The organism is Streptomyces sp. NPDC058619, from assembly GCF_042717785.1.
Taxonomy (GTDB): domain Bacteria; phylum Actinomycetota; class Actinomycetes; order Streptomycetales; family Streptomycetaceae; genus Streptomyces.
Genome location: NZ_JBHXQN010000077.1, coordinates 1 through 23,615 on the forward strand (window position 1 = coordinate 1; position 23,615 = coordinate 23,615).

Annotated in this window: 25 protein-coding genes and 1 pseudogene; 21 read left to right on the forward strand and 5 right to left on the reverse strand. The window is 70.4% G+C overall.

Going from position 1 to position 23,615, the window contains the following annotated elements:
- The 3 genes from ACFWTC_RS35605 to ACFWTC_RS35615 form a co-directional block, all read right to left on the reverse strand.
- Positions 1-770, reverse strand: a 770-nt coding sequence (locus tag ACFWTC_RS35605) for a glycosyltransferase family 2 protein (protein ID WP_384075007.1), incomplete at its 3' end; no start/stop codon positions are given.
- 47 nt (positions 771-817) lie between these two features.
- Complete coding sequence (locus ACFWTC_RS35610) at positions 818-1,054, reverse strand: hypothetical protein (protein WP_384030030.1); 237 nt, start codon at positions 1,052-1,054, stop codon at positions 818-820.
- 113 nt (positions 1,055-1,167) lie between these two features.
- Positions 1,168-1,644 carry a hypothetical protein gene (locus ACFWTC_RS35615; protein WP_384030029.1) on the reverse strand — a complete coding sequence of 159 codons (477 nt, stop codon included), beginning with the start codon at positions 1,642-1,644 and terminating at the stop codon, positions 1,168-1,170.
- A 1-nt stretch (position 1,645) separates the two neighbouring features.
- Here ACFWTC_RS35615 and ACFWTC_RS35620 point away from each other — a divergent pair, with 1 nt between their 5' ends.
- Positions 1,646-2,224 carry a GntR family transcriptional regulator gene (locus ACFWTC_RS35620; RefSeq protein ID WP_384030027.1) on the forward strand — a complete coding sequence of 193 codons (579 nt, stop codon included), beginning with the start codon at positions 1,646-1,648 and terminating at the stop codon, positions 2,222-2,224.
- An 11-nt stretch (positions 2,225-2,235) separates the two neighbouring features.
- Here ACFWTC_RS35620 and ACFWTC_RS35625 read toward each other — a convergent pair whose 3' ends face one another.
- Entirely contained in the window at positions 2,236-3,705 is a 1,470-nt protein-coding gene (locus tag ACFWTC_RS35625) for a peptide deformylase (RefSeq protein ID WP_384030026.1), read from the reverse strand.
- 217 nt (positions 3,706-3,922) lie between these two features.
- Between ACFWTC_RS35625 and queC the strand changes: the two genes are divergently transcribed.
- The 20 genes and pseudogenes from queC to ACFWTC_RS35725 all read left to right on the forward strand — a co-directional run bounded on the left by queC (position 3,923) and on the right by ACFWTC_RS35725 (position 22,458).
- Entirely contained in the window at positions 3,923-4,633 is a 711-nt protein-coding gene (queC, locus tag ACFWTC_RS35630) for a 7-cyano-7-deazaguanine synthase QueC (protein WP_384030024.1), read from the forward strand.
- Positions 4,630-5,331, forward strand: coding sequence for a 6-pyruvoyl tetrahydropterin synthase family protein (locus ACFWTC_RS35635; protein WP_384030022.1), 702 nt, complete (start codon positions 4,630-4,632; stop codon positions 5,329-5,331). The genes queC and ACFWTC_RS35635 overlap by 4 nt, the downstream gene beginning before the upstream one ends.
- On the forward strand, positions 5,328-6,044 hold the full coding sequence (locus ACFWTC_RS35640; protein WP_384030020.1) for a 7-carboxy-7-deazaguanine synthase QueE: 717 nt from the start codon (positions 5,328-5,330) through the stop codon (positions 6,042-6,044). The genes ACFWTC_RS35635 and ACFWTC_RS35640 overlap by 4 nt, the downstream gene beginning before the upstream one ends.
- Positions 6,045-6,072: 28 nt before the next feature.
- On the forward strand, positions 6,073-6,483 hold the full coding sequence (locus tag ACFWTC_RS35645; protein ID WP_384075010.1) for a hypothetical protein: 411 nt from the start codon (positions 6,073-6,075) through the stop codon (positions 6,481-6,483).
- A complete protein-coding gene (locus tag ACFWTC_RS35650; RefSeq protein WP_384030016.1) occupies positions 6,480-7,049 on the forward strand; it encodes a phosphoribosyltransferase in 570 nt (189 codons plus the stop codon). The genes ACFWTC_RS35645 and ACFWTC_RS35650 overlap by 4 nt, the downstream gene beginning before the upstream one ends.
- Positions 7,050-7,101: 52 nt before the next feature.
- Entirely contained in the window at positions 7,102-7,800 is a 699-nt protein-coding gene (locus ACFWTC_RS35655; protein ID WP_384030014.1) for a PIG-L deacetylase family protein, read from the forward strand.
- Entirely contained in the window at positions 7,800-8,507 is a 708-nt protein-coding gene (locus ACFWTC_RS35660; protein WP_384030012.1) for a WbqC family protein, read from the forward strand. The genes ACFWTC_RS35655 and ACFWTC_RS35660 overlap by 1 nt, the downstream gene beginning before the upstream one ends.
- A complete protein-coding gene (gene folE / locus ACFWTC_RS35665) occupies positions 8,507-9,109 on the forward strand; it encodes a GTP cyclohydrolase I (protein ID WP_384030010.1) in 603 nt (200 codons plus the stop codon). Before ACFWTC_RS35660 ends, folE begins: the two co-directional genes overlap by 1 nt.
- Before the next feature lie 134 nt (positions 9,110-9,243).
- Positions 9,244-9,795 (forward strand): formylglycine-generating enzyme family protein, encoded by a 552-nt coding sequence (locus tag ACFWTC_RS35670; protein ID WP_384030008.1) that lies wholly within the window; start codon positions 9,244-9,246, stop codon positions 9,793-9,795.
- The gene (locus tag ACFWTC_RS35675; protein ID WP_384030006.1) at positions 9,792-10,895 is read left to right on the forward strand and encodes a glycosyltransferase family 4 protein; all 1,104 of its coding nucleotides are present in this window, start codon (positions 9,792-9,794) and stop codon (positions 10,893-10,895) included. Before ACFWTC_RS35670 ends, ACFWTC_RS35675 begins: the two co-directional genes overlap by 4 nt.
- Positions 10,892-11,695 carry a reverse transcriptase domain-containing protein gene (locus ACFWTC_RS35680; RefSeq protein WP_384030004.1) on the forward strand — a complete coding sequence of 268 codons (804 nt, stop codon included), beginning with the start codon at positions 10,892-10,894 and terminating at the stop codon, positions 11,693-11,695. The genes ACFWTC_RS35675 and ACFWTC_RS35680 overlap by 4 nt, the downstream gene beginning before the upstream one ends.
- A gap of 19 nt (positions 11,696-11,714) precedes the next feature.
- Complete coding sequence (locus tag ACFWTC_RS35685) at positions 11,715-13,094, forward strand: glycosyltransferase family 4 protein (protein WP_384030002.1); 1,380 nt, start codon at positions 11,715-11,717, stop codon at positions 13,092-13,094.
- Entirely contained in the window at positions 13,091-13,918 is an 828-nt protein-coding gene (locus ACFWTC_RS35690; RefSeq protein WP_384030000.1) for a 5'-3' exonuclease H3TH domain-containing protein, read from the forward strand. The genes ACFWTC_RS35685 and ACFWTC_RS35690 overlap by 4 nt, the downstream gene beginning before the upstream one ends.
- Positions 13,912-14,685, forward strand: coding sequence for an HAD family hydrolase (locus tag ACFWTC_RS35695; RefSeq protein ID WP_384029998.1), 774 nt, complete (start codon positions 13,912-13,914; stop codon positions 14,683-14,685). Before ACFWTC_RS35690 ends, ACFWTC_RS35695 begins: the two co-directional genes overlap by 7 nt.
- Positions 14,686-14,749: 64 nt before the next feature.
- The gene (locus ACFWTC_RS35700; protein WP_384029996.1) at positions 14,750-16,072 is read left to right on the forward strand and encodes an aminotransferase class I/II-fold pyridoxal phosphate-dependent enzyme; all 1,323 of its coding nucleotides are present in this window, start codon (positions 14,750-14,752) and stop codon (positions 16,070-16,072) included.
- 330 nt (positions 16,073-16,402) lie between these two features.
- Positions 16,403-18,403: an ABC transporter ATP-binding protein gene (locus ACFWTC_RS35705; RefSeq protein ID WP_384029994.1), complete on the forward strand. Its 2,001-nt coding sequence runs from the start codon at positions 16,403-16,405 to the stop codon at positions 18,401-18,403.
- Positions 18,403-18,876, forward strand: coding sequence for an HIT family protein (locus tag ACFWTC_RS35710; RefSeq protein ID WP_384029992.1), 474 nt, complete (start codon positions 18,403-18,405; stop codon positions 18,874-18,876). Before ACFWTC_RS35705 ends, ACFWTC_RS35710 begins: the two co-directional genes overlap by 1 nt.
- A pseudogene (locus tag ACFWTC_RS35715) lies at positions 18,861-19,392 on the forward strand (restriction endonuclease). Before ACFWTC_RS35710 ends, ACFWTC_RS35715 begins: the two are co-directional and overlap by 16 nt.
- Before the next feature lie 868 nt (positions 19,393-20,260).
- The gene (locus tag ACFWTC_RS35720; RefSeq protein WP_384029990.1) at positions 20,261-21,211 is read left to right on the forward strand and encodes an endonuclease/exonuclease/phosphatase family protein; all 951 of its coding nucleotides are present in this window, start codon (positions 20,261-20,263) and stop codon (positions 21,209-21,211) included.
- Between the two features lie 239 nt (positions 21,212-21,450).
- Positions 21,451-22,458 (forward strand): DUF2278 family protein, encoded by a 1,008-nt coding sequence (locus ACFWTC_RS35725; RefSeq protein ID WP_215150705.1) that lies wholly within the window; start codon positions 21,451-21,453, stop codon positions 22,456-22,458.
- Positions 22,459-22,827: 369 nt separating this feature from the next.
- Here ACFWTC_RS35725 and ACFWTC_RS35730 read toward each other — a convergent pair.
- Positions 22,828-23,615, reverse strand: a 788-nt coding sequence (locus tag ACFWTC_RS35730) for a hypothetical protein (protein WP_384075005.1), incomplete at its 5' end; no start/stop codon positions are given.

Below are 23,615 nucleotides of genomic sequence, written 5' to 3' on the forward strand. Positions count from 1 at the left end.
CGGCGGACAGCACGACTTCGACAGCACGAGGACCCCGAGACGACATACAAACAGCCTACCAACTTAGAGTCGCCATTTCCGGCGCAGGACACTAGCGTGTAGACCGCCACCGGGACCAAGACGGCGGGCAGGTGCCGCTTGGCCAGCCAGACGCGGTTGCGCCCGGTGTTGCGGTAGTAGACCGTGTGGCGGGCTGCCTCGGTGCGGGGGTGGGTCAGGACCAGGTCCGCCCGGTAGTCGATCCCCCAGCCGGTATCGAGCGCACGCGAGGCGAAGTCTGTTTCCTCGTGGGCGTAGAAGAACTGCGTGGGGAAGTCTCCGACTTCGTCGATCACCTGCATCCGGATGGCGTGGGCGCCGCCCAGGAAGGTGGTGACCGGGCCGGAGACGAGCGCGGCCCCGCCGAGGTGCGGCACGTGCCTGCGCTGGGAAATCCCGTCCTCGTCCGCGATGCGGAAGCCCACGATGCCCAGGCGGGGGGTCGCGGTGAATGCCTCCCTCAGCAGTCGCAGCGTGTCGGTCTGAGGCAGCAGGCCGTCGTCATCCAGGATCAGCACGACGTCGACGCCCCCGTGCTCGCGCAGCCACCGCACCCCGGCGTTCCGGCCCCCGGGGATACCCAGGTTCTCGGGCAGTTCGACGCCCACTCCCCCGTTGCGGAGATGCGGCAGTGTTACTCCCTGTGCGAGTACGACGACCGTTGCGGGGTCTCCTTCCTGAGCCGCCACCGAATCGAGCAGGTCCTGGAGTTCCTTCTCCCGGTCTCCCATGGTGAGGATCACGATGCCGACCGTGGGCGTGTCCGTAGATGTGCCGTTCACGTTTGGGCCCGGAGGAGCTCGGCGGTGCGCTGGTTGAGGGCTTCAGCTCCGGGAACCCTGCGCCTTCGGTAGCCGGCCGTCGCGGACTGGATCGACCTCATTTCCTTCCGGTTCCGGTCGGAGGTCGCCCCGTCCATGAAGTCGAGGGAGCGGGTCCACAGGGCCACGGCCTCTGCGTGCCGGTGCTGGGCCGCGACTGACCTGCCGAGGTTGACCATGGTGAGCCCGTGCACGCGCGGTAGGTGCCCGGTACCCGCCCCCTGAGAGCCGTGCGGTAGTGCTTTTCAGCTGCCCGGTGGTTTTTCATCTCCGTCAGGGTCTTGCCGGTGTGCGAAGCGACCGTGGCCTAGACCGGCCCGGAAGCCGCGGCGTACGAGGGAACCTGGTCTTCTCCACCCGACATCGCGTCTTCGGCAGACAGCAGTGAAGCCGCCGCCCTCTGCCCGTCTCCGGCCGCCCCGTACGCCCTGGCGCACGTGACCAGCAGGAGCGCCTCGGTCTGCCGGTCCACCTTGCCCGACGCGCGCCGCAGCGCCTCCTCAGCTAGGCCGATGCACGAACTCGGGTGGCCGAGATCCAGCGCCTGGTGGGTCAGGGCCCGCATCATCCACGCGGCGTGCCCGGCCGGGTCGGACTTGCAAGCCAGCTGGAAACCGAGCAGGTAGTACCGCTGGGCCGCGCCTTCGCGGCCCAGGTCATGGTGCTTCCAGCCGACCAGGCAGGCCAGTGTGGCCGCCGCCCCGAAAGCACTTCGCCGTACCGCTTCGGAGGGAAACCGCCCCTCCAGTATGGGCACCACCGTGTCCGTGAGGTAGGCGGTCACCGTGGTCAGCCCGATGAGCGGGCGCACAACGCGGGCCGCGCCCGGGTTCACTGATACCGCCCACATCATCCTGGCCCGCTGCACCCAGGGCCTCTACCCGGTGGGAAGCATGCTGGCGCGCGCCGCTGACCGCGCCGTCGAGCTGCGCGTTCCGAAGGTGGCTGTCAATTCGGCGCTGAGCAGTATGGCCGGGTCCGGGGTCCTGGAGCGCACGCCCACGCACCGATATCGGGTGGCCGAGCAGCAGCTCTGGAGGATTCACCTCCCGCGGCCGAGCCTGAGCGCGAGGATCGCGGCGGAGCAGATCAAACGGGAAATCCTGGACGGCTGGCACCCGACGGGGCGGGACCTGCCGTCGCTGTCAGCCATCTCCAGCGCGATGCGAATGAGCGCGGACGACGTCAAGCGTGCCCTACGCGACCTGGCCGCTGAAGGGCTGATCGCGCTGCCCCAACCGGGGCGCCCCGCGCTGGTCCTCTACGAGGCGCCCGAGGATGACGCTCCTTGCACTCCACACCGGGCGTACCCCGCGCCTGGTGCCCGCTTCGACGCCTCGAGCTGTCCGGAGCGTGGACGGTGAGCAGCCGGCTCTCATCGGTAGGTCCAGTTCTGCCCCGTACCGCGATACTCCTCGACGGGGATCGGCTGGGTGCCCGGATCCATGCGGGAGCGGTAGAGCTTGCCGTCGAGGTGGTCGACCTCGTGCAGGACCAGACGGGCCAAGCCGTGTTCGAACCTGGTGAGCCTGGGCGTCCCGTCGATGTCCGTGTGGGCGATGACGATGTGGAGCGGCCTGGGAACGAGGCCACGCACATCGAAGAACGACAGGCACCCTTCGTACTGCCGGTCGGCCTCCGCCGAGGACTCCGCGACGGTGGGGTTGAGCAGCATGATCGGGGTGGAGCCGTCGCCGGGTGGGACGACGACGGCGGCAGCGCGGCCGATACCGATTTGCGGGGCGGCGATACCCATTCCCTTCCCGAAATCGTGGAGCTCTTTGACGCGTGCGATCGCGTCGTCGAGTTCGCGGATGAGGCGGCGGGCTTCGTCAGCTTCGGCGGGGAGGTCGAAGGGCTGCGCGACGGTCTGGAGGAGCAGGTCGCCTTCCTGGATGATGCCGGCGGCGGCCATGAGGGCGCTGGGGGTGGGGGTGTTCACGGTCTCGCTTTCTGGAAGGTGTGCGGTCTTCAGCCGCCACTCCAGCCGGTACCGGGCGTGGAGGGGCGGGTCCAGGGTCGTCCAGGTGTAGACCGTGTGGTCTGCATCGGCGGCCTGGGTGGGGGGTGTGCGCAAGGGCGCGAAGTTCGCGCTGAGGGAGGTCTCGGTGCCCCAGACGGTGGGCTGCATAGCGGTGGGGAAGGCGAGGCTCACGGTGAGTTCGCGGGTGGGCAGGCGTACGGCCCGCTGGAACCAGGGGCCCCATTTGTCGGCGCTGACCGAGTAGCTGTAGGTGATCTCGGCTTCCTGGCCTGGGTAGAGGGGGAAGCGGGTGCGCGCATTCGCGAACTCGAGCCAGACCTCTTTGAACGCGTCGCGGTCGTGTTTGACGACGCGCCCCATCTGTTCGTCGCCGCAGTGAGCTTCCAGCTGGAGTTCTTCCCAGGTCAGAGGACGGGCCCGGTACAGGGCGTTGGAGCGTTCAGGTTCGCCCGGGTAGCGGTCGACGGCGATCCGGACGAGGTAGCGGGTGATCGGGTCCGCGCCGGTGTTCCGCAGCCGTCGATGCATCGTCAGGTGGTAGACCGAGCCGTCGTAGCGCAGGGCCGCGGTGTCTTCGAGGACGAGGATGCCCGCGGACGGAGGAGCATCGGCTACTTCCGGGGCCGGCTGCGTGCCACCGTCGTCGTCTTGCCACGCTTTCCAGAGTTTGCCTCCCGCGTCGAGCTCCTTGTCGAGGCGGCGGGCAAGATCCGAGGAACCGCGTTCGCGTCCGGACTCGAGGTGGCTTACGTACGACGGCGAGATGTGCAGGCGTCGGGCCAGGTCCGCCTTGGACAGGCCTCGGATCTCGCGGGAGTGCGTCAGTTCGGCGGCGAACGACGGTTCCCCATGGCCTGGCATGTGGCGCCCCCTGTACGTGAGTTCGCGGACTACGTGAGTGAGCGCGGCTCACCGATGCCTCATCCTGCCCGCTTCGGGCTCACTGTTACCAGGCGGTGGCGGAAGTAGTCCGACCCCGCTCGCGTAGCTGGCGGATTCCTTCCCCGGCAAGCAAGCCCCAGGTCCAGAAAATCCACTGCCCCGGCCACGGCCCGGGGGACCTCGGAAGGGCACACCCATGCCTCGAACTGCCGTACCGCGTCACGCGGTACTCATCTTCTCCGGCGGCTTGGACAGCGCCGTCACGGCTTACAAGCTCCGCGACGAGGGCGTCAGCGTGAGTCTGATCTCGTTCAACTACGGACAGCGCCACGTGAAGGAACTGGCTCACGCCTCGGCTCTGGCCGATCAGCTCGGTGTGGCCCACGACATCGTCGATCTGACCTCGCTGGGGCGAATCCTCACGGGATCCGCGCTGACCGACCCGGCCGTGCCGATGCCGCACGGGCACTACCGCGCCGAGAGCATGCGCAGCACGGTGGTTCCGAACCGGAACGCGATCATTCTGGAGATCGCGGCCGGCGCGGCGATTGCCGCCAGGGCCGACGCTGTCGCGTTCGGCGCGCACTCCGGGGATCACGCGATCTACCCGGACTGCCGGCCGGAGTTCTTCACCTGCATTGAGGCATCCATCAAGGCCGGCAACGAGGGTTACATCGTCCCCAACTTCCAGCTGGTCGCCCCGTTCCTGGAGCTCACCAAAGTCGACATCGTGCGCGAGGGCTCCCGCCTGGGTGTGCCGTTCGAGCTGACCTGGTCGTGCTACGAGGGCGGCGAGATGCACTGCGGTGCCTGCGGGACCTGCGTGGAGCGCCGGGAGGCGTTCGACGAGGCCGGGGTGGCCGACCCCACCCTCTACGTGCCGGCGCAGAAGGGCGCCGTCCGATGAGCAGCACGCCGCCCCTCTTCCGGATCGGGAAGAACTTCCGCTTCGAGGCCACGCGACGGCTCGACGACGGAGGCTACGACGGCCACTCGTTCACCGCGGAAGCCGTGCTGTCCTCCCCGGTGCTCAGCCCGGAGGGTTTCGTCGCCGACTTCGGCGACCTGGCGCCCCTCAAGCGGTACATCGACAGCGCTCTGGACCACCAGATCCTCAACGACTGCGTCAAGGACGTTTCCAACGAGGGGATCGCCAGCCACCTCCTCGGGTGGGCGCGCGAGAACCTACCGCCCGACATCGCGTCCGTGCTGGAAGAGGTCCGCGTCCGGACCGGGAGGCCGCAGCCTCCCCCGGCGGCCGCGTTCGTCGCCTTCGAGGCATCACACCAGCTGCGCGGACTGCGCGACGGTCATCCGTGCGGGCGTCTGCACGGCCACTCCTACATGCTCAGCGTGCCCGTCTCCGGCGTCCCCCGGATCGGGGACGTCCCCGTGCTGCTGCGCAATCACCTGCGCAACGCCGTGCACGGCAAGGTCCTGAACGAGGTGATTCCCGGGTTGAACCCGACCTCGGAGAACCTCGCCCGGCACTTCTCACAGTGGGTGGCGGACCGGGCCATGGGAGGCACCGGCTGGGGTGGCACGTGTGTGCGGGTCTCGGAGACGGAGACCAGCTGGGCCGAGTACCTGGGAGGCACGGCGTGAGCACGCTGCAGCACGCCGGGTTACAGATCCGGGTCTCGGAGAAGTTCGGCAGTACGGTCCAGGGCGAGGGCCCCAGCACCGGGGTGCCCGCGTGCTTCATCCGTCTCGCCCTGTGCAACCTCGTCTGCTCGCCGTGCGACACCCCCTACAGCTGGGACACCACCCGGTACGACCTGCGCGAAGAGGCCCACTACGAGAGCGTCGAGGAGCTGCTGGCGTGGGCTCTGGACCAGCCCGAGGACCTCATGGTCATCACCGGCGGAGAGCCGCTGATCCAGATGGCTGGCCTGACCGAGCTGGTCAAAGAGCTGCGGGCGGCTGGCCGGACGGTGGAGATCGAGACCAACGGCACCATCGCCCCGGCCGAGGCCCTGATACAGGCGGGACCGTACTTCAACGTGTCCCCGAAGCTGTCCCGCTTCGGAGCGGCCATGCCGGAGTCGCGACGGCTCGTCCCCGATGTCCTGCGGGCCTTCGTCGCCACCGGCCGGGCCCGCTTCAAGTTCGTCGTCTCCGAGCCCGCCGAGGTGGCCGAGATCGCCGCGTTGGAGGCGGCCTACGCCCTGACCGACATCTCGGTGATGCCGGAGGGCACGGACCCGGAGGTGATCCTCGCGGGGATGCGCACCCTGGAAGGCCCGGTACGCGAGCGGGGCTACCGGCTCGGCACCCGCCTGCACGTGCTGCTGTGGGGCGACGAACGTGGCCGCTGAACACGCCGTCCCTGACGGGCTGGTAGTAGTGGCGTGCTGCAAGGAGAAACGGGTGACCGCCGCTCCCTTGCCTGCGCTCGACCTGTATGAGGGGTGGGTCGTCCCGCTCATCCGCGACAGGGTCACCGAGCGCAGAGGGCTGCGCAGCCGGGTCCTGGTGCTGTCGGCCCTGTACGGGCTGGTGACCGCCGACGCGCCCGTCACCACGTACGAGCAGCCCATGACCGAGGAGAGGGCGCGCGTCCTGGCCGGGACGGCGCCCCGGATCCTGCGCCGGCATCTGGCCCGGTTCCCCTCCTGCGAGGCCCTGCTGCTGATGGAACCCCCCTACGCCCAGGTGCTGGGCCCGGTCCCGGTGACGAGGACACACCTGATCACCGACCCAATGGACCGCCACGCCGACATCCACGCCGTCCTCGACTCCTGGAGCTGGCCGTGACCACCCGTGTCTTTGAGAACCGCCGCGTCTGGCAGCTCACCTGCGACGACTTCCTCGCCGCGGCATGCCTGATCGCGGACCAGGAAGCCGAGCGCGCACCGGCAGCCGTCCTCGGAATCGCCCGCGGAGGTGTCCGCCTCGCCGAGATCGTCGCCGAGCAGCTCGGCGTCCCGGCCGTCGTCGTCCGGGCCCGCCACAACGCGCCCGAGGGCATCCAGCAGGCCGCCACCGGCCGGGTCCTCCTCGACCACGAGCACAACGAGGACGCGCTCGCCACACTGCCCGCCGCATCCCCCCTGCTGGTCGTCGACGACATCTGCGGCTCGGGAGCGACCCTGCACACCGTCGTAGACATGCTCACCACCACGGTGAGCCCGGCCGGTGTTCGTACGGCCGTGCTCTGCCGCAACGAAGGCTCGGACTACCCGCTCGACAGCTGGGGCTGGGACGTCGCCGACTGGGTGCACTTCCCGTGGGAGCCCGAGCCGCAATCCGGCCGAGTGGAACCTCTTCCCCCGCTCACCAGTCTGCGAAGCCATCCCAGGGCGCCGCGGACCCGTGCCTGACCGGCACCCCCTACGCCCGTTCCCCTTCCACGGATCAAGAGGAGGCAGGCCCATGTTCGGCCTGAAACCCGGCGACCGCGTTCTGGCCGTCGCACCGCACCCCGACGACGAGACCCTCGGTGCCGGGGGCACCATCGCCCGCCTCACCGCCGCCGGGATCGCTGTACACGTTCTGGCCGTGGCGTGTCTGACCCAGCCCCGATGGGGAACTCCCACCGACCTCCGGCTGCGGCACGAGGAGTTCAACGCGGCCTGTGACGTTCTCGGCGTCAGCGGCCGGCACATCGTCTGGAGCGACGACAGCCCGGCCGGCGACCTCGCCGGTCACGTTGCGGAACTGGTCCGCCTCATCGAGACCGGCCCGGACCTGTCCTTGGCCGCGCTGGAACCGGCTGCGCTCCTCATTCCGGCGGCGGGGGCCGTCCACCAGGACCACCAGGTCGTCCATCAGGCCGCCTACGCGGCGGCGCGGCCCAGCGGAGCGTTACGCCACTGGCCCCGGATGGTCCTCGGCTTCCACGGCCCCGAGGACCACGCCTGGAGCCTGGAGCTCCCGCGCCCCACCGTGTGGGTCGACGTCACCAGTACCGCCGCTGTGAAGGACAAGGCGCTGGAGTGCTACGCCCGCGAGCTGCGCGGTGGCGACCACCCGCGGTCCCTGGAGCGGATCCGGGCGATCGACGCCGTGACCGGGGCGGCGTGCGGCGCCGAGCGGGCGGAGGCGTTCGTGGCCTACCGGATGGCCTGCTGATGGGCGGGAACGTGCTGGTCGCGCATCAGCCGGCCTACCTGCCCTGGCCCGGCTACTTCTCGCGGCTGGCCGGCGCGGACGAACTGGTACTGCTGGACCACGTGCAGTTCACCGAGCGAGGCTGGCAGAACCGCAACTACATCCGCGGCACCGCAGGGCCGGTCAGGCTCACCGTGCCGGTGCGGCGCAGCTTCGGCCAGAGCATCACCGACACCCGGATCGCCGACGGCGTCTGGGCCCGGCGGCACTGGCGCAGCCTCGCCCAGACGTACGGGCACGCCCCGTACTGGCCCGCGCACCGCGAGGCCCTCGAAGCCATCTACCGCACGCCCTGGACCCACCTCACGGACCTGAACGAGGCGCTGTTGCGGCTGCTGCTCGACGCGTTCGGCCTGCCCCTGCCGATGGTCCGCACCAGCGACCGGCCTCCGGCCGGACGGCAGACCGGCATGCTCATCGACCTCTGCCGGCAGCGGGGCGCGACGCGCCTGCGGCTGGGGACGGGTGCGCTGGCTTACCTCGACCACGGCCTGCTGGCCGAGCACGCCATTACGGTCGAGGTCGCCACGTACTCCCATCCACGCTACGGCCGGGCGCTGGGCTGGAGTCCGGGCCTGAGCGCCGTGGACCTGCTGCTGCACGAGGGCCCGAACGCCCTTTCCGTTCTCCGTGCCGGTGCGCGGACCGAGACGAAGGCCTGCGCCTGATGACGAGCCTGGACAACTCCGTGCCGCGCCCGCGCGTGGATGTCGCGCGGGTCGCCGACCTGTACCGGCAGCTGCTGGAGGCGGTGGGCGAGAACCCCGAGCGTGAGGGACTGCGCGGCACCCCGGAGCGGGTCGCCCGCTGGTGGACGGAATTCCTCGACCACGACGCGGGTCGCACGGACACCGTCTTCGAGGAAGACCTGCCCGCCGGTACCGACCGGCTGGTCATCGTGCGGGGCATCGTCGCTTGGAGCCTGTGTGAGCATCATCTGCTGCCCATGAGGCTGGAGTTGACGATCGGGTACCGGCCTTGCGGGAGCGTTCTGGGTCTGTCGAAGTTCGCCCGGATCGTCTCCGCCCACGCGCATCGTCTCCAGCTCCAGGAGCGGATCGTCGACGGCGTCGCCGCGGATGTGGCCAAGGCGACCGGTTCGGCCGACGTCGGGGTGGTCGCCGAGGGCGCGCACCTGTGCATGAGCATGCGGGGTGTCCGCCAGGACCCGGCCCGCACCCTGAACCACAGCCTCAGCGGCGCGGTCGCCGACGGGGACACCCTGGGAAGCCAGCTCCTCGCGGCGGCCGGGGTGGCGGGGCGGCGGTGAGCGGGGGTGCGCCCGGACAGGGCCGTCTTTCGCCGGAGGCAAGCCCGCGTGTGCTGGTGAGCGGACCGGTTCTTCCTCCGGGGAACGTGCCTGCTGCCCGGGACTCCTCCACGGTAGCGGCTGGCGTCGATCCGGTGGAGTGGATCCGCATAGCCGGCGGCCCCGTTCCGGCCGGGGAGTGGCATCCGGCCCAGGAGACGGCCGCACTGTGGTGGGCGTCGACGCCGCTGGCCGTGGGTGGGATTCCGGTCACCGGCCTGACGCTGCCCCAAGCCGCCCAGCTCGCGCACCGGCTCGGGGCCAGAATCCCGACGTCCGCCGAATGGGAGTGGATGGCCTCGGGCACAGTGCGTCGCTTCCCCTGGGGCGACCAGGTCCCCGGGCTCGGGCACGCCAATCTGCGCGGCCTCGGCCCTGGCCGTCCCATACCGGTTCGGTCCCACGCGGCCGGCCGCACCCCGGACGGTCTCTGGGACGTGGGCGGCAACGTGTGGGAGTGGACGACGGCGCCGTGGCGCCGCGACCGCGTCACCTTGCTGCGGGGCGGCTCCTACAACTCCCGTTCCCAGTACGCCGAGTGCGCTCACGCCAACGACGTCCCGCCCGGCATCTCCTCTCCGGGCATCGGGCTGCGGCCCGTCCGTGACACCGCCCCCACCCCGCCGACCAGTGGAGCCACCGAGTGAACATCGCCTTCGTCCTGCTCACCCACAACCCCGACGAGCCCGCCGGGATCGAGCGCAGCATCGCCGCCCTCGCCGTCGGCCTGCGTGAACTCGGCCACCATGCCCTGATCATCGCGGCCGGACCGGCCACCCCCGACGACGGTCAGGACCTTCTCCGCCTGGACAGCCTGACCCTGCCGCGCCCCGCGCTGGAGGAGCACCTCACCGCCCTTCTGGCCGATCCGGCCCCCGTGGAGCAGGAGGTCCGCCGCCTCCTGGCCGGGAACGAGGCGGATCTCGTGTGCTGGGTGGACGCCGTGTGGGGGCTGGGTTACCTCAGCCCGGCCCCAGCGCACATGGCCACCGCGCTGATGGTGCACGTACCGCGCACCGACACCCCTCTCTACCGCAGCCTGGAACACCGCCCGGGCCGGGTCCTGACGGTCAGCGACTTCATGGTCGAGGAACTGGCCCGCGAAGGCGTGGACACCGGCGACTGGGCTGTGGTCCCCAACGCCCTCATGCACACCATCACGCCGCCGACGTCGGACGAGCGGGAGGCACTGCGTGAGCGCGGTCCGCTGCGGATCGTGGTCCGGGCCGAGCCGCACAAGGGCATCGCCGAACTGCTGAAGGCGTACCCGGGCGGGCTGGGCAGGCCGCTGCAGATCGTGCTGGCCGAGGCCGGATTCGAGTACTGGCCGGGCATGCAGAACGAGGTGGTCACCGAGTGCCGCGCCCTGGCCGCCGCCCTGCCCGACGTCGAGATCCTCCCGGCCATGCCCTGGCAGAAGGTTCCCGGCTTCCTCGCGGGAGCGGCCGCCACGGTCATCTCCTCGACCAGCCCGGAGACGTTCGGGAACGTCGCCGCAGAGGCCCTGTCCGTGGGCACGCCGGTAATCGGCTACGGGCTCGGGCACCTGCCTGCCCTCACCGGACCGGCCGGGCGGATGACCGCTCTGAACGACGGGCCCGAAGCCCTGTGGAAGGCTCTCACGACCCTGCTCGGCGACCAGGCCGCCTACCACGCGGCCTCCCAGCACGGGCCGCGCCAGGTCGCCGCCCACACGCCGGCCGCTGTCGCCCAGGCGTTCCTGGCCGCCACCGGGATGATCAGGTGACCAGGCGTACGGCGGCGCACTCGCTGATGCGGCAGGCCGTCAGCGAGCGGGCCCTGAAGCGGGCCGCCCGCCAGTGCATGGGCCGCACCGGCTCCCCCGGCGCGGACGGCATGACCTGGAAAGCCTTCCGCCAGGACATGCCCACCCGCATCACCGGATTGTCCGCGGCGCTGTCGGCCGGCACGTGGCGGCCCGGCCCGTTGCGCACCGAGGAGTTCGACGCCTGGGGCAAACGGCACACCATCACCATCCCCACGGTCACCGACCGGATCGTCCACCGGGCGCTGCGCAACGCCGTCGAGCCCGTCCTGGAGCGGGACGCCTACCCGGAGTGGATGTTCGGCTGGCACCGGCGGGCGGGACGGCCCCTCGCGGTCGCGGCCGCCGCCCGGCACCTGAGCGCGGGTCTCACCTGGGTCGCCGACATCGACGTCGCCGCCGCCAGCCGCGGCGTCGCACTGGAGGACGCGATCAGCTCCGTCGCCCGCTTCGTCCACGACGGGAGCATGCTCGCCCTGCTGCGCCGCATCCTGACCGCGCTGCCCGACCCGCTCGCGCCAGGCAGCGGCCTGAGCCCGATGCTGACGAACCTGAGGATGACCCCCGTCGACCAGCAGCTGACCGGATGGACCGCCGTGCGGATGACGGACAACTACACCCTGTTCGCCGCCACCGAGCCCGAGGCGGAACTCGCCTACCGGCACCTGACCGGCCTGCTCGCCACGCACGGAATGAAACCGGCCGCGGCGAAGTCGAAGATCTGGCGCCCGAACCCGGAAGACCTCTACGCCGCCGGCTGACCTGGAAGGAGACACCCCGTTGTCCACGTCCACGACCAAGGCGCTGCTGTACTGCGCCGTGAACGGCATCGCGAACAACACCAACGGCATCGGCCGCCAAACCAAGACGTTCCTGGCCACCCTCGCCCGTCATCACCACCGCCTGAGCGCGCACGCGGGCGCCTTCACCCCGTACCTCGCCGTCCCTGAGCCCGGCCCGACCACCTGGGGCTACAACGAGGACGACCTCCGCTACGCCCGCCGTGTCATCGAAGGTCTCGGCGGCGAGGTGATCACCCTGCCCTACGACACCCTCCGCCCCTTCTGGCACCCGGACACCTGGCGGCACCTGTCCGGCGAAGCCGCCCACGCCGCCGGGCACCTGGCCGACCGGCACGAGAAGGTACTGGCCATCGGCGTCGACACCCCCTTCGCCGGTCTCGCCCACCACACCCACCCGGGTGTGGAGGTGCTGCTGGCCCTGTTCTCCACCGCCCGCATCACCGAACGCCCCCACCCCGACCCGGGCCGCATCGCCTGGGAGGAAGAGGCCATCGCCGCCGCCTGCCTCCACCCCCGCGCCTGGGTCGCGGACATCGGCGACTTCCTCACCCGCCACCTCCAAGACCAATACGGACTCGATCCGGGCACGCTCCGGGCCTGGCCGTCCGGGCTCGACCTCACCGCCGCCGACCTCACCCCGCCGACCGGAACCGAAGCCGAACGCATCGTGCGCGCCCTCGGCATCCCCGCGGGCCGCCCGGTCATCGCCGCGATCGGCCGCACCGACCACACCAAGGGCCTCGACCGGCTCATCGAGGAACTCGCCCCCCTGCGCGAGACCGTCCACGCCGCGATGGTCGCCGTCCCCACCGATGACGACCGCGCCGCCCTGCTCGACTCCTACCGCGAGCGCAGCGCCGAGCTCGGGCTCAGCGCCACCATCATCGGCCACTACGACCGCGACATCCCCCGCGCGCTGGCCGCCTGGCCCAACACCTTCGCCATGGCCGTACCCAGCCGCGGCGAGACCCTGGCCAACATCGTCTTCGAAACCGCCCTGTGGGCCCAGCACCCGGGAGCCGTCATCCTGGCCCCGAACATCGACGGCTTCCCCGAACAGATCACCGACGGCCACAACGGCCTGCTCTACAACCCCGCCCCCGGCGCCCTGACCGCAGGCCTTCGCCGCGCACTCGCCCTGACCAGCGACGAACGTGCCCGGCTACGCGCCGCCGCCCACCGCAAGGTCCTCAACCAACGCAACGCCGCCGAACACCTCGCGACGCTGCTGGCCACGTTCTGGCGGCCCCGTGCCACCCCGGTGGCTACACTCCTTGGTCATCCGGCAACGGATGCCCGTACGCCACGGTCAAAGGCACCCACCAGCACGCACCATCCCCTGGAGGCCACGCCATGACCGCGCCCCTGCTGCTCGTCGACGGCCACTACCTCCTGCACCGCGCCTGGTTCGGGTTCGCCGCCCGCATCACCAGCCGCGACAAGACCATCGACCGCACCGGTGTCTTCGGCTTCGCCGCGCTCCTGCGCAAAGCCCAGGTCCAGCACGCCGACGGCTTCGAGATCTTCGTGGTCTTCGACTCCGAGGACGGCTCCCAGGCCCGCGCCGGACAGGACAGCGACTACAAGGCCCAGCGCCCCGCACCTGAGCCCGGTCTGATCGAGTCCCTCTCCCTGATCAAGAACGCCCTCGACCACAGCGGCGTCCGGTGGATCGAACAGGACGGCTGCGAGGCGGACGACGTCATCGCCACCCTGGCCACCGCCGCCCGCACCGACGGCCGCGCGGTCGACATCATGACCACCGACAAGGACTACATCCAGCTCCTGGCCGACCCCAGCGTGCGCCTGCTGAACACCGGTCTCGCCATGGAGCGCCGCTACACCGCCGGCGAGCACATCCTGCCCCGCTACGGCGTCCTCGCCGACCAGTGGCCCGACTTCCGCGCCCTGATGGGCGACCCCGCCGACAACATCCCCGGCATCCGCGGCATCGGCGCCAAGACCGCCGCCCGGCTCCTAACCGACGCACGCCGCCTCGAGAACATCCCCGCCGACGAACTGCGCCCCACCTGGACCGAGCAGTGGCCGCAGGCCCTGCGCTGGCGCGAAATGATCAAACTCGATACGAAGGCGGACCTCCCCGACGACCTCCTCACCGCTGCCCCTGCCGCGCCGCTGCCCAAGGCCGCGCACGTCCTGGAAGCGCTCGGCCTGTGGTGACGCCGCCTAAGACCGCGATATGGGACTTCGACGGAACGCTCGGCCACCGCCGGTACGGAACCTGGGCCGAGTGCCTCCTGGAGGTCCTGGACGTCCAAGAGCCCGGCCATCGCTGGGCCTTCCCCGAGATGTTCGAGGCTCTCGCCACCGGCTTCCCCTGGCACGCCGCGCAGGAGCCCCACCCGCACCTGAGCGTCCCCGACGCCTGGTGGGATCACATCACCAGCGTCGTCGCCGAGGCCCTCACCCGCCTCGGGATCTCCCGGCCGCAGGCCGCGGCTGCCGCGACCCGCGCCGCCTACACCGACCCCGCCGCGTGGAGCCTCTACCCGCAGACGCTGCGCGTCCTCGACCGGCTCACCGCGCACGGCTGGACGCACGTCCTCCTCTCCAATCACGTCCCCGAACTCCCCGAACTCCTGTCCGCGCTCGGCATCGACACCCGGTTCCAGGCAGTGATCAACTCCGCGACCAGCGGCTACGAGAAACCCCACCCTCAGGCGTTCCGTCTCGCGCGGGCGGCCGCGGGCCCCGCACACCGGCTCGTCATGATCGGCGACAACCCCCAGGCCGACGCCGCCGGGGCCCGCCGTGCGGGCATCGACGCCATCTGGGTGCGGCGTGACCAGCACACCGACACACCCGACCTGGATACCGCCGCCCGCATCCTGCTGATCCCCGAGCCCGTGACGAACGGGCGGCGTCCGGCTCTGTACGAGGTCCCCCCGTTGCAGCCAACTGCTCCCGAGGCGCTCCCCATCCGGTAACCTCGCCGACGTCCGCACCGCGGAAGCCCGGCAGCGCCCCGGCCCATGGCGCACCGGAGCCACCGTGCACGACACCATCCCGGCCCCCGCGCAGGCCGACTGCCTCACCGCTTTCGGAGCCCTTCGCGACGGCGCCGACCCGGACGCCGAGACGACCATCGAGCTCGGGGAGGGCTGCAACCGCTTCCCGCCCTCCCCGGACCTCGCCCGCTACCTCTCCACCCTGCTCGACCGCTTCATCCGCGACGGAACCCTCTCCGCGTACGCCGGCCGGAGCCAGGCGGGCGCCCGGGCGGCGATGGCCGAACTCCTCGGCAGCCACCTGAACATGAGGCTGGGCCCGTCCGACATCTTCTTCACGCGCGGCGGCACGGAGGCCATCAGCCTGACCATCGCGCATCTCGCCGAGACCGGCCACGGTCTCGTCCTGCCGCTGCCGAACTACTACGCCTTCGACCAGTGCGCTGTGCGCTGGGGAGCCCCGGTGACCGGCTACTACCGGCACGACGGCACCCTCCATCCCACCGGCACATCCCCGGCCCCGCGCACCTGCCTCGTCGAAGTCCTCCCCAACGGAGTCACCGGCGCCCGCCACACCCTGCCTGACCGGTCCGAACCGGATTTCACGCTCATCGACGTCCCCTTCCAGATCGGGGCCGAAGGCCCGCAGCCTGCCGCGATACTCCGCGACCGCGTCCACGGCATCGACCTGACCAGGGCCGCCCTGATCCTCACCGCTTCCAAGGACCTCTCCCTGCCCGGGCTACGTGCGGCAGTCGTCGTCACCCGGAACAATGCGCTGCTGCAGCATCTTGCCCGCGACCGGTTCGAGCGGATGGCCATGAGCGGGGACCCCGTCGGCGAGGTCGTCATGCTCTTCTACGCCTCCCTCCTCACCGTGGTGGAGGCACCCGTCGAGCAGACGGCCAAGCTCGTCCAGATCGCCCAGGACAGCGTCCGCCGAGCAGGTGTGCCGGCACTCCCCGAGGAGGAGACCTACCGCCGCGTCCGCGACCACCTGACCGTCATGGCCGAACGCTTCCGCCGCAACGCTCAAGCACTCGACGACCCGGGATCTCCCTTGCGACGCATCCCGGGCATGGAGCCGGCCGCGGGCTACTCCGCGTTCGCCGAACTCCGCACCTCGCAGCAGGGATTTCTGCCCTGGGTGGCGCAGTGCGGGCGAGCGGGGCTGCGGCTCAACCCGACCGTCGTCCACGGCGGGACCTCCGCCGCCTGGGACGCGCTGTATCCGGACGGCCAACTTCTGCGGCTCAACCTCTCGGAGACCCCGGTCACCTTCCAGCAGGGCCTGGACATGATCCGTCACCACACACGCCGTCCCACTCCTGCCCCGGGTCTGCGGACGAACGGCGCAAGCCCCTGATCGGGTGCCGCACGTCGCCAACCACTCGAACGTGTGAGTTCAAAAGTGACCAGGCAGGCGGCTCTTGCTTCAGAGCCGTGTCCGTATTCACGTTCGAGATATTCGCCCGTCCGGGGCCGTTACGGCCCCGGATTCGGCGCGTTCTTAGAGCACCAGTACCAACCGACCGACCGACCAGACGGAGGACACCATGAACACTGAGCCCGCTCCCACTCAACGCCCCGGATTCGAACAGCGGCGGCAGTCCCCGCTCGCTTCCCCGACCTGCGGACCGCAGCAGTCCGACACCTACGTGCGCCGCTCAGCACGACTGGATACGAGGTGGGGGGCATGAGCGCCGGCGGTGATGCAGACGGCGTCCGCCAGGGTGCGGTGCCCGGCCCGCGTGGTGCGGAACTTCCGCTGCCGCCCGCCGCCGTGCCGGGCGGGCCGCACGACGGTGACATCGCCGACGGCCTGGAGGAGGCGTACTGGTCCGTGTACGACGGTGCCGCGTCCCAGGCCACGGTGGGGCAGATCCTCGCGCGCCTGCCGCGGATCGTGCGCCAGATCGGCCGGCTGGCCTGGAATGCGGACCGGAGTGCGACCGTCGCGGTCGCGGTCCTGCAGCTGGCGTCGGCCGCGATGACGGCTTTCGGGCTCATGGCCTCGGTGGCGGTGCTGCGGGAGCTGTTCGCCGAGGGGCCAACCCCGAACCGGGTGCGCGCGGCCATCCCCCAACTCCTCGTCGTGGTCGGGTTTCTGGCCGCCCGGTCGCTTCTTGAGGCGGGCGTCGCGGTCGCGCAGGCCAGAGTGACTCCGAAGATCCGCACCGCTCTTGAGACGGAGTTCCTCACCCTGACCGCCCATGTGCGGCTGGAAGTCGTCGACGACGCGGACTGGCACGACGAGGCCTACCGGGCCAACGACCGCGGGCTGTTCTACGCCCGGCAGATCGTCGGCCAGGTCGTCTCCCTGGCCGCGGCTCTGCTCGGGCTCGTGGGCACCGCCGGCGTGCTGGGCATCCTTCACCCGGCCTTGCTGCCGCTGCTCCTGTTGTCCGTGCTGCCGGTCGGCGCGGCCGCCGTACGCACCGCCCGGGCCCGCTTCCACTCCTTCAAGCGGTGGAACACCCTGCAGCGCAGGGTGCGGGTCTTCTCCTGGCTGCTGCTGGAGAGGGATGCGGCCGCCGAGCTCCGCTCGGACACCGCCCAGGGCGCGCTGCTGGAGGAGCACTACCGGCTGACGACGCGGATCGCAGAGGAGGACACTCGCCTGGGCGTGAGCTCGGCCCGACTGACCCTGGCGGGCCGGGCGGTCGGCGGGATCGGCACCGGCATCACCTACACGGCACTCGGCGCCATGCTGATCGCGGGCTGGCTGCCCCTGGCCGCCGGCGCGGGCGCTGTGCTCGCCATCCAGGCCGCCCAGTCCTCGCTGACCCGGCTCGTCGACGTCTCCCACCTGGTCTACGAGCACGCCATGTGGGTGGACGACCTGCTGGCCTTCCAGGAACGCTGCCGCACCCTCCAGCCACGCCGCAGTGGGCAGCCCGCCCCCGAGACGGTGAAGACCATCACGCTGGACGACGTGTCCTTCACCTACCCGGGCAAGGACACCCCGGCGCTCAACGGCATCTCCATGACACTGCACGCCGGTCAGACGATCGCGTTCGTCGGCGTCAACGGCTCCGGCAAGTCCACCTGCGCGCGGCTCCTCGCCGGTCTGTACGAGCCCCAGGACGGGGGCACGGTCTGCTGGGACGGCGTGAACGTACTGGACATGGACGCCGAGTCGTTGCAGGCCCGGGTGGGCTGCGTGCTCCAGGACCCGGTCCGGTTTCCGTTCAGCGCGCTGGCCAACTTGACGGTCTCCCGGGGCACCCTCACCGAGGCCGACCCGCAGCGGGCCCTGGACGCCGCACGGGCCTCCGGCGCCGAGCAGGTCATCGCCGGACTGCCCGGCCGGTGGGAGGCGCTGCTGTCCAAGCGGTTCCGCGGCGGCCAAGAGCTGTCCGCCGGCCAGTGGGCGAAGGTCGCCGTCGCCCGTGGTCTGTACAAGAACGCCCCCGTCCTGCTGCTGGACGAACCGACCGCCAGCATGGACCCCCGCGCCGAGCACGCCGTGTACGAGGCGGTACTGCGGGACAACCCGCGTCCCGATCAGATCACGGTGCTGATCTCCCACCGCCTGGCCAGCGTCGTCGCCTGCGACCGCATCTTCGTCTTCGACGGCGGCCGCGTCACCGAGAGCGGCACCCACCAGGAGCTGATGGCTCTCGGCGGCGAGTACGCCGCCATGTTCACCCTCCAGGCCGCCGGCTACCGCGCCGAGGCCGGGGAGGCGGCGTGATGCCCGACCACGCGCAGCCCCGTCCCGCACCCACGCCGTCCGGCGCCTGGCCGGAGAACTTCACCGAGCACCGCTACGGCACCGACTGCCCGATGTGCGTTAACGACTTCGCCGCCGACGACATCGGCTGGGGCCTCCTTGTCCGGCGCGGGGAGGTCAGCAACGCCTACCTGTGGCGCAGCGGTCAGGTCCGCGGGTACAGCGTGGTGATCTACACCGGACGCCATGTCGCCGAACCCACCGAACTCGACGAGCGGGATGCGGCTGCGTTCTGGCGCGACGTTCTCGCTCTGGGCCGCGGGCTCGAGGCGCTCTACGAGCTGCTGAAGATGAACTACTTGCTGCTGGGGAACCAGATCCCGCACGCCCACTGGCACTGCGTTCCGCGGCGCGAAGCCGGAACGGACCCGGCTCCGGGCGGGCCGCTGCCCTTCGGGCCGCGCACCCCCGGGTACCGATCGTGCTGCTGTTGATCGCGGCGGCGGCCGGTGGGTTGTGGCTGCACCGGCGCCGGGAGACCGCCCGCTGGAACCTGGTGCGGGAGCGGGGACTGCGCTATGCGCTGCCGCAGATCGACGCCCTGCACCACCGAGGAAGCCGTACGGGATCTGATGCGCCGTGACGGCTGCCCTGGGGCGATCCGGGTCGGTGGGGCCGGTGACAACGGCGCCGATGTGAAGGCCACTGATCCCTTCGGCCGCCTGCGGGTGATCCAATGTAAGCATCGGCGGGCCGGACTGGCCGGCTCTGCGGTCGGGACCCCGGACCTGCACGTACTCAACGGCACCGGCAGGCCCGTCCACAAGGGCGATGTCGTCGTGCTGTTCACCAACGGCCGCTTCACGGACAAAGCCGTCGCCTTCGCCCGCTCCCAGCGACTCCACTTGGTCGACCGCCACCTGCTCGCCCAGTGGGCCGCCGGCTCCACTCCGCTATGGGAACTCCTGGGCGCGGTTCCCTCCCCCCGCCGTCCCGCCTCCAGGTCCTGATCCCTGCTGAGCACGGCGGCATCAGGTGGCCGCACTGCTGCCGTGCGGAGCGGGGGCCTGGCTTGGGGTTCGGTCAGGGAGTTGGGAGAGCGGGGCGGAGCCGGAAGGCCGGCGCTGTTCAGGGTCCAGTACGCGATCTGCCAGTGGGCCTGGGGCCACAGCACGATCTGGTGACCGAGACCGCTGGAGTTCGGCTTCCACAGCTTCCACGCGATGTCGGGCGCAGCAAGAGCCAGGACCTGGACACCTTCGGTGAGTGGCTCGAGGAGCTGGCGGTGGTGGGCGTCGACGCGCAGGTAAACGTCCGTGTGTGCGAGGACTCCTGGCAGGCCGGTGGGGATGCGTGTCGCGATACGGGCCGAGGCGTTGCTGCCGGTGGTTCCAGTTGCAGTGACCTCGCCGAGTACGGCGACGGGATGGCGGATCGTGCCTGCGGCCAGCTAATGATAGAGGCGAGTCAGGTGGTCCGCATCGGGGCCGTAGCAGAAGTCGGACCAGGGCACCGGGGTGCGGAGGCCGGGGGCTTGACCGTGAGCGGGCGACGTCGTCCGGGTCGTTGCCGTACAGGGCCAGTTCTCCGAACTAAACGATCTCTCTGTAGGTCCGTCATCCGGCGCATGCTAAGGCCTCGAGGCGGACCAGCAAGCGGAGAAAGACGAGGAGCCCTGTCGACCAATTCCATGTGATCTACAGGGCCCCGTTCCCTGAAAAGGTGCGGCCGAGTCGCCTGTGACCCAGCGGGGAGGGGCCGCAGGGCAAGGCGGGTGAACATTGGAGATTCGGCGTCCCGCCGGGGCGTGGTCGGGGGATAACGGCGAGGAGGATCGGCAGTCGGCAGGGCTGCCTCCGCGAGCGACGAGGGTGGGACATGGCGGTCATCGGCACCTGGAATCTGGAGAACCTCTACCGGCCCGGTGGCCGCTTCGGGCCGAAGGACGAGGCCTCGTACGCGGCAAAGCTCAAGGCCCTGGCTGGCACGATCACCCTGCTCGCCCCCGACTTGCTCGGGATGCAGGAAGTCGGCGATCCGCTGGCGCTGGCCGACCTAGTCGACATCCTCGACGGCTCCTGGCACACCGCCTTGTCCGCGCATCCTGACGGGCGTGGGATCCGGGTGGGCTTCCTCAGCCGCCTGCCGCTGACCCCGCTGGCGGACGTCACCGACTTCCCCGATCTGCTGGCTCCGGTCCAGGCCGACGACCACAACGACCCGACCAGCCGCGTGGGACGCGGCGCCCTCGCGGTACGCCTCGAACCCGCCCCCGGTCACCCCCTGGACGTCGTCGTGTGCCATCTGAAATCCAAGCTGCTGTCCTTCCCCGACGGCCGCTTCAGCCCTCGCGACGAGGGAGAACGCGCCCGCTACGCCGCCTACGCCATGTTCCGGCGCGGCGCCGAGGCCGTCACGGTACGGGCCTTGGCCGACGAGCTCCTGGCCGATGACGGCAAGGCCCGCGATGTCGCCGTGCTCGGCGACCTCAACGACGAGCCTGCCGCGGCCACCACCCAGATCCTCCTCGGCCCGCCCGGCTCCCAGATCGGCACCTCCGGCTTCGAGCGCCCCGACCAGGGCGACCAATCCCGACTGTGGAACCTCGCCCCACGCATCCCCGAAGACCAGCGCCACTCCCGCATCCATGCCGGCCAACCAGAACTCATCGACCACATTCTGGTCAGCCACGCCTTGCTGGCCCGCGTCGAGCACGCCTCCACTGGGGCCCAACACCCCCTGCCCTCCGTCAGCGGCGACCCCACCGCACGCCGGGACAAACCCGCTTCCGACCACGCCCCCGTCCTCGCCACCCTCCGCTACTCCTGAAACACCCCGCCGTAACTGGCGGACCTGCCAAGAGTCGGAGGCCTCATGGCCGTCCCCGTTCCACGACGGCTGCTGGCCCGGCCACTGCCTACCCCTGTCCAGCGCGGGACTTGCGCCGGTCTACCGACCTGAGCGGTCGCTGCTCCGCTACCGCGGCGGGCACATCCCGGACCAAGCCCGTCCTATCGACACGGCCACACCCCAGCTGTGCCGCTCCCACCGCATCCAGAGGATGACCCATGCCGCTGCAAAAATACGGTGTCCTGGCCGCCCGCGCCGTCGACCGGCGCCGGGAGGGATCCAGCGATACCCCGCACTACCAGATCCACCTCACCGACAATGCCGGCACCCACTACCGGGCCGCCGTCAACGTCGAGTCACAGCAAGCCCCCTCGGAGCTGCTGTACCTGGCCGACGACGACTTCCGCCACCCCGTGACCGAGCTACTCCCGCCAGCCGGCAGCGGATGGACGGCCCTGGCGTCGCAACCGGGGAAGGCCAGCCTGGACTTCATCCGCGGCAACCTGTTCGACCCCGCCTCGATGCGACTGCTCCCACCCGATCTCGAGGGCGCCGACAACGACCTGGCCGACCTGCTCGACCACTACGTGCAGCGGGCCATCGCCGACCCCACCGCCGCCCTCTACGTCTTCGGGCAACGGTTCGGCCCCGAGGCGAACACCGCCGACAAGGTGTTCGGGTTCCGGCCCGGCAACGGCGTCCACGACATCCACATGAACCAGGGCAACAGCGGGCGCTTCCGCTCCGACAACGGCGTCTGGCAGGACGGCGCCCTGCTCGTGCACCTACCCGCCGAAAACCGCTGGGTCGCGGTCTTTCTTGCCTTCCAGTCCCAGGCCTGGCACACCGACGACACCACCGGCCACCCCATCGACACCGCACCACCCCGCCCCGTCGACCGCGAGGAACCCCTGCGGATCATGGCTGCACTGGTCAACCCCACCGGCCCAGCGCCCGAAGCCGAAACCGTCACCGTACTCAACGCCTCCCCCGCGCCGGTCAACCTCCAGGGCTGGCGCCTGGCCGACCGCAACCAGCAGACCCTCCCGCTCCCCGCCGGCCCGCTCCAGCCCGGCACCACCCTCACCGTCCCGGGCGGCAACGGATTCCAGCTCGGCAATCAAGGCGGCACGATCACCCTCCTCAACCCGGACGGCCTTAAAGTCCACGGCGTCGCCTACACCGCGCGACAAGCCGGACGCGAGGGACAGACCATCACCTTCTGAACACCACCAGCCCACAAGCCCCACCAGCGCCCTCGCCCGCCGACCAAAGCGACATGATCGGCGGGCGAGGCGGTCTTCGCGCGGCTGTTCCGGAAACCGCGTCGGTCCCGGAGCGCGCCTTCACCCGCGTCGGCGAACCGGGGCGGCCTGCGTCGCTGGCCTGTCGGCTGTACCGGGCCGGGGACCGCATGATCGCGGTGCTGGATCTGGCCGCGCTGCGTTGGGCACACAAGCGGGCCGCCGACGTCGACGCCCGGCCCGGACACGCCGCTGAGCCACTTGGGGAAGGTGAGCGCCATCGAGCACACGTGACGGCCTGGGTAATTGTGAGGCCGGCCATACGAATGTTGCTGAGATTCTCAGCAACATTCACAACGCGGCGCTGCGGGTCTGACCCCTCTGGCTTGACGCTGTTCCCGCCGCCCCCAAGGTTCCACGCACAAAGGAATGGGCATAGAAGCCGACGAAGATCGCAGCCACGCCCAGCAGAACCAGAAGTCCGATCTTGATCCAGAGGTTCGTCGCTGAAGAGAGGGTCAGGGCGCCCACCGTTGAAAGCTGCCCAAATACACCGGCCAGGGTGACAAGCGCAGCAAACACGAGCCCCCAGCCCTTACCTTCTGCCGTCAACACGTCCTGACCCTTGTCGTTCTTCTTCAACTCCCATTTGCAGGAAGCAGAGTAGATGACCGGTGCAAAAAGGACCATGGCACTGAACAGAAGGTTTAGCCCGAGCAGGGTCCCAAGAGTGACTCCTGGGAGCCAGTCCTGGACGAAACCCGTGGTAGTCAACACTGTGCCGAGGATTGCTCCGAGCGTGGAGATGTTGGTGAGCCAGTTGTCATCGACCTTCCACGGCTTATCGATCGGAAGACCTTGGGTCCACTTCGCCTTGGCCTCCTTGGCCATCAACCGGGCAAGGACGGCTGTGCCCAGAACTGCTGCCAGGACGGCCCAGCGATAGCCAGGTTCATGGTGCGCCTCTCGGGGGACAATGAAGCGGACCTCGGCCGGAGCCCCCGTGCCGCCGGACAGGATGAGGGACCCGCCCCTGTTCGCGCACTTGACTCTGTCGGGGATCTTGGAACTGTCGAGATCAGGTGCCCAGGGTGCGCCATGACTTCGGCCGGGGCATCTCGCGCTGGTCGAGGTAGTTC

What these genes read in the sequence shown, in the direction of transcription:
- ACFWTC_RS35625 (WP_384030026.1), bottom strand. Translation starts at nt 3,705, where the DNA reads ATGCCAGGCCATGGGGAACCGTCGTTCGCCGCCGAACTGACGCACTCC.
- queC (WP_384030024.1), top strand. Translation starts at nt 3,923, where the DNA reads ATGCCTCGAACTGCCGTACCGCGTCACGCGGTACTCATCTTCTCCGGC.
- ACFWTC_RS35635 (WP_384030022.1), top strand. Translation starts at nt 4,630, where the DNA reads ATGAGCAGCACGCCGCCCCTCTTCCGGATCGGGAAGAACTTCCGCTTC.
- ACFWTC_RS35655 (WP_384030014.1), top strand. Translation starts at nt 7,102, where the DNA reads ATGTTCGGCCTGAAACCCGGCGACCGCGTTCTGGCCGTCGCACCGCAC.
- ACFWTC_RS35660 (WP_384030012.1), top strand. Translation starts at nt 7,800, where the DNA reads ATGGGCGGGAACGTGCTGGTCGCGCATCAGCCGGCCTACCTGCCCTGG.
- folE (WP_384030010.1), top strand. Translation starts at nt 8,507, where the DNA reads ATGACGAGCCTGGACAACTCCGTGCCGCGCCCGCGCGTGGATGTCGCG.
- ACFWTC_RS35690 (WP_384030000.1), top strand. Translation starts at nt 13,091, where the DNA reads ATGACCGCGCCCCTGCTGCTCGTCGACGGCCACTACCTCCTGCACCGC.
- ACFWTC_RS35705 (WP_384029994.1), top strand. Translation starts at nt 16,403, where the DNA reads ATGAGCGCCGGCGGTGATGCAGACGGCGTCCGCCAGGGTGCGGTGCCC.
- ACFWTC_RS35710 (WP_384029992.1), top strand. Translation starts at nt 18,403, where the DNA reads ATGCCCGACCACGCGCAGCCCCGTCCCGCACCCACGCCGTCCGGCGCC.
- ACFWTC_RS35720 (WP_384029990.1), top strand. Translation starts at nt 20,261, where the DNA reads ATGGCGGTCATCGGCACCTGGAATCTGGAGAACCTCTACCGGCCCGGT.
- ACFWTC_RS35725 (WP_215150705.1), top strand. Translation starts at nt 21,451, where the DNA reads ATGCCGCTGCAAAAATACGGTGTCCTGGCCGCCCGCGCCGTCGACCGG.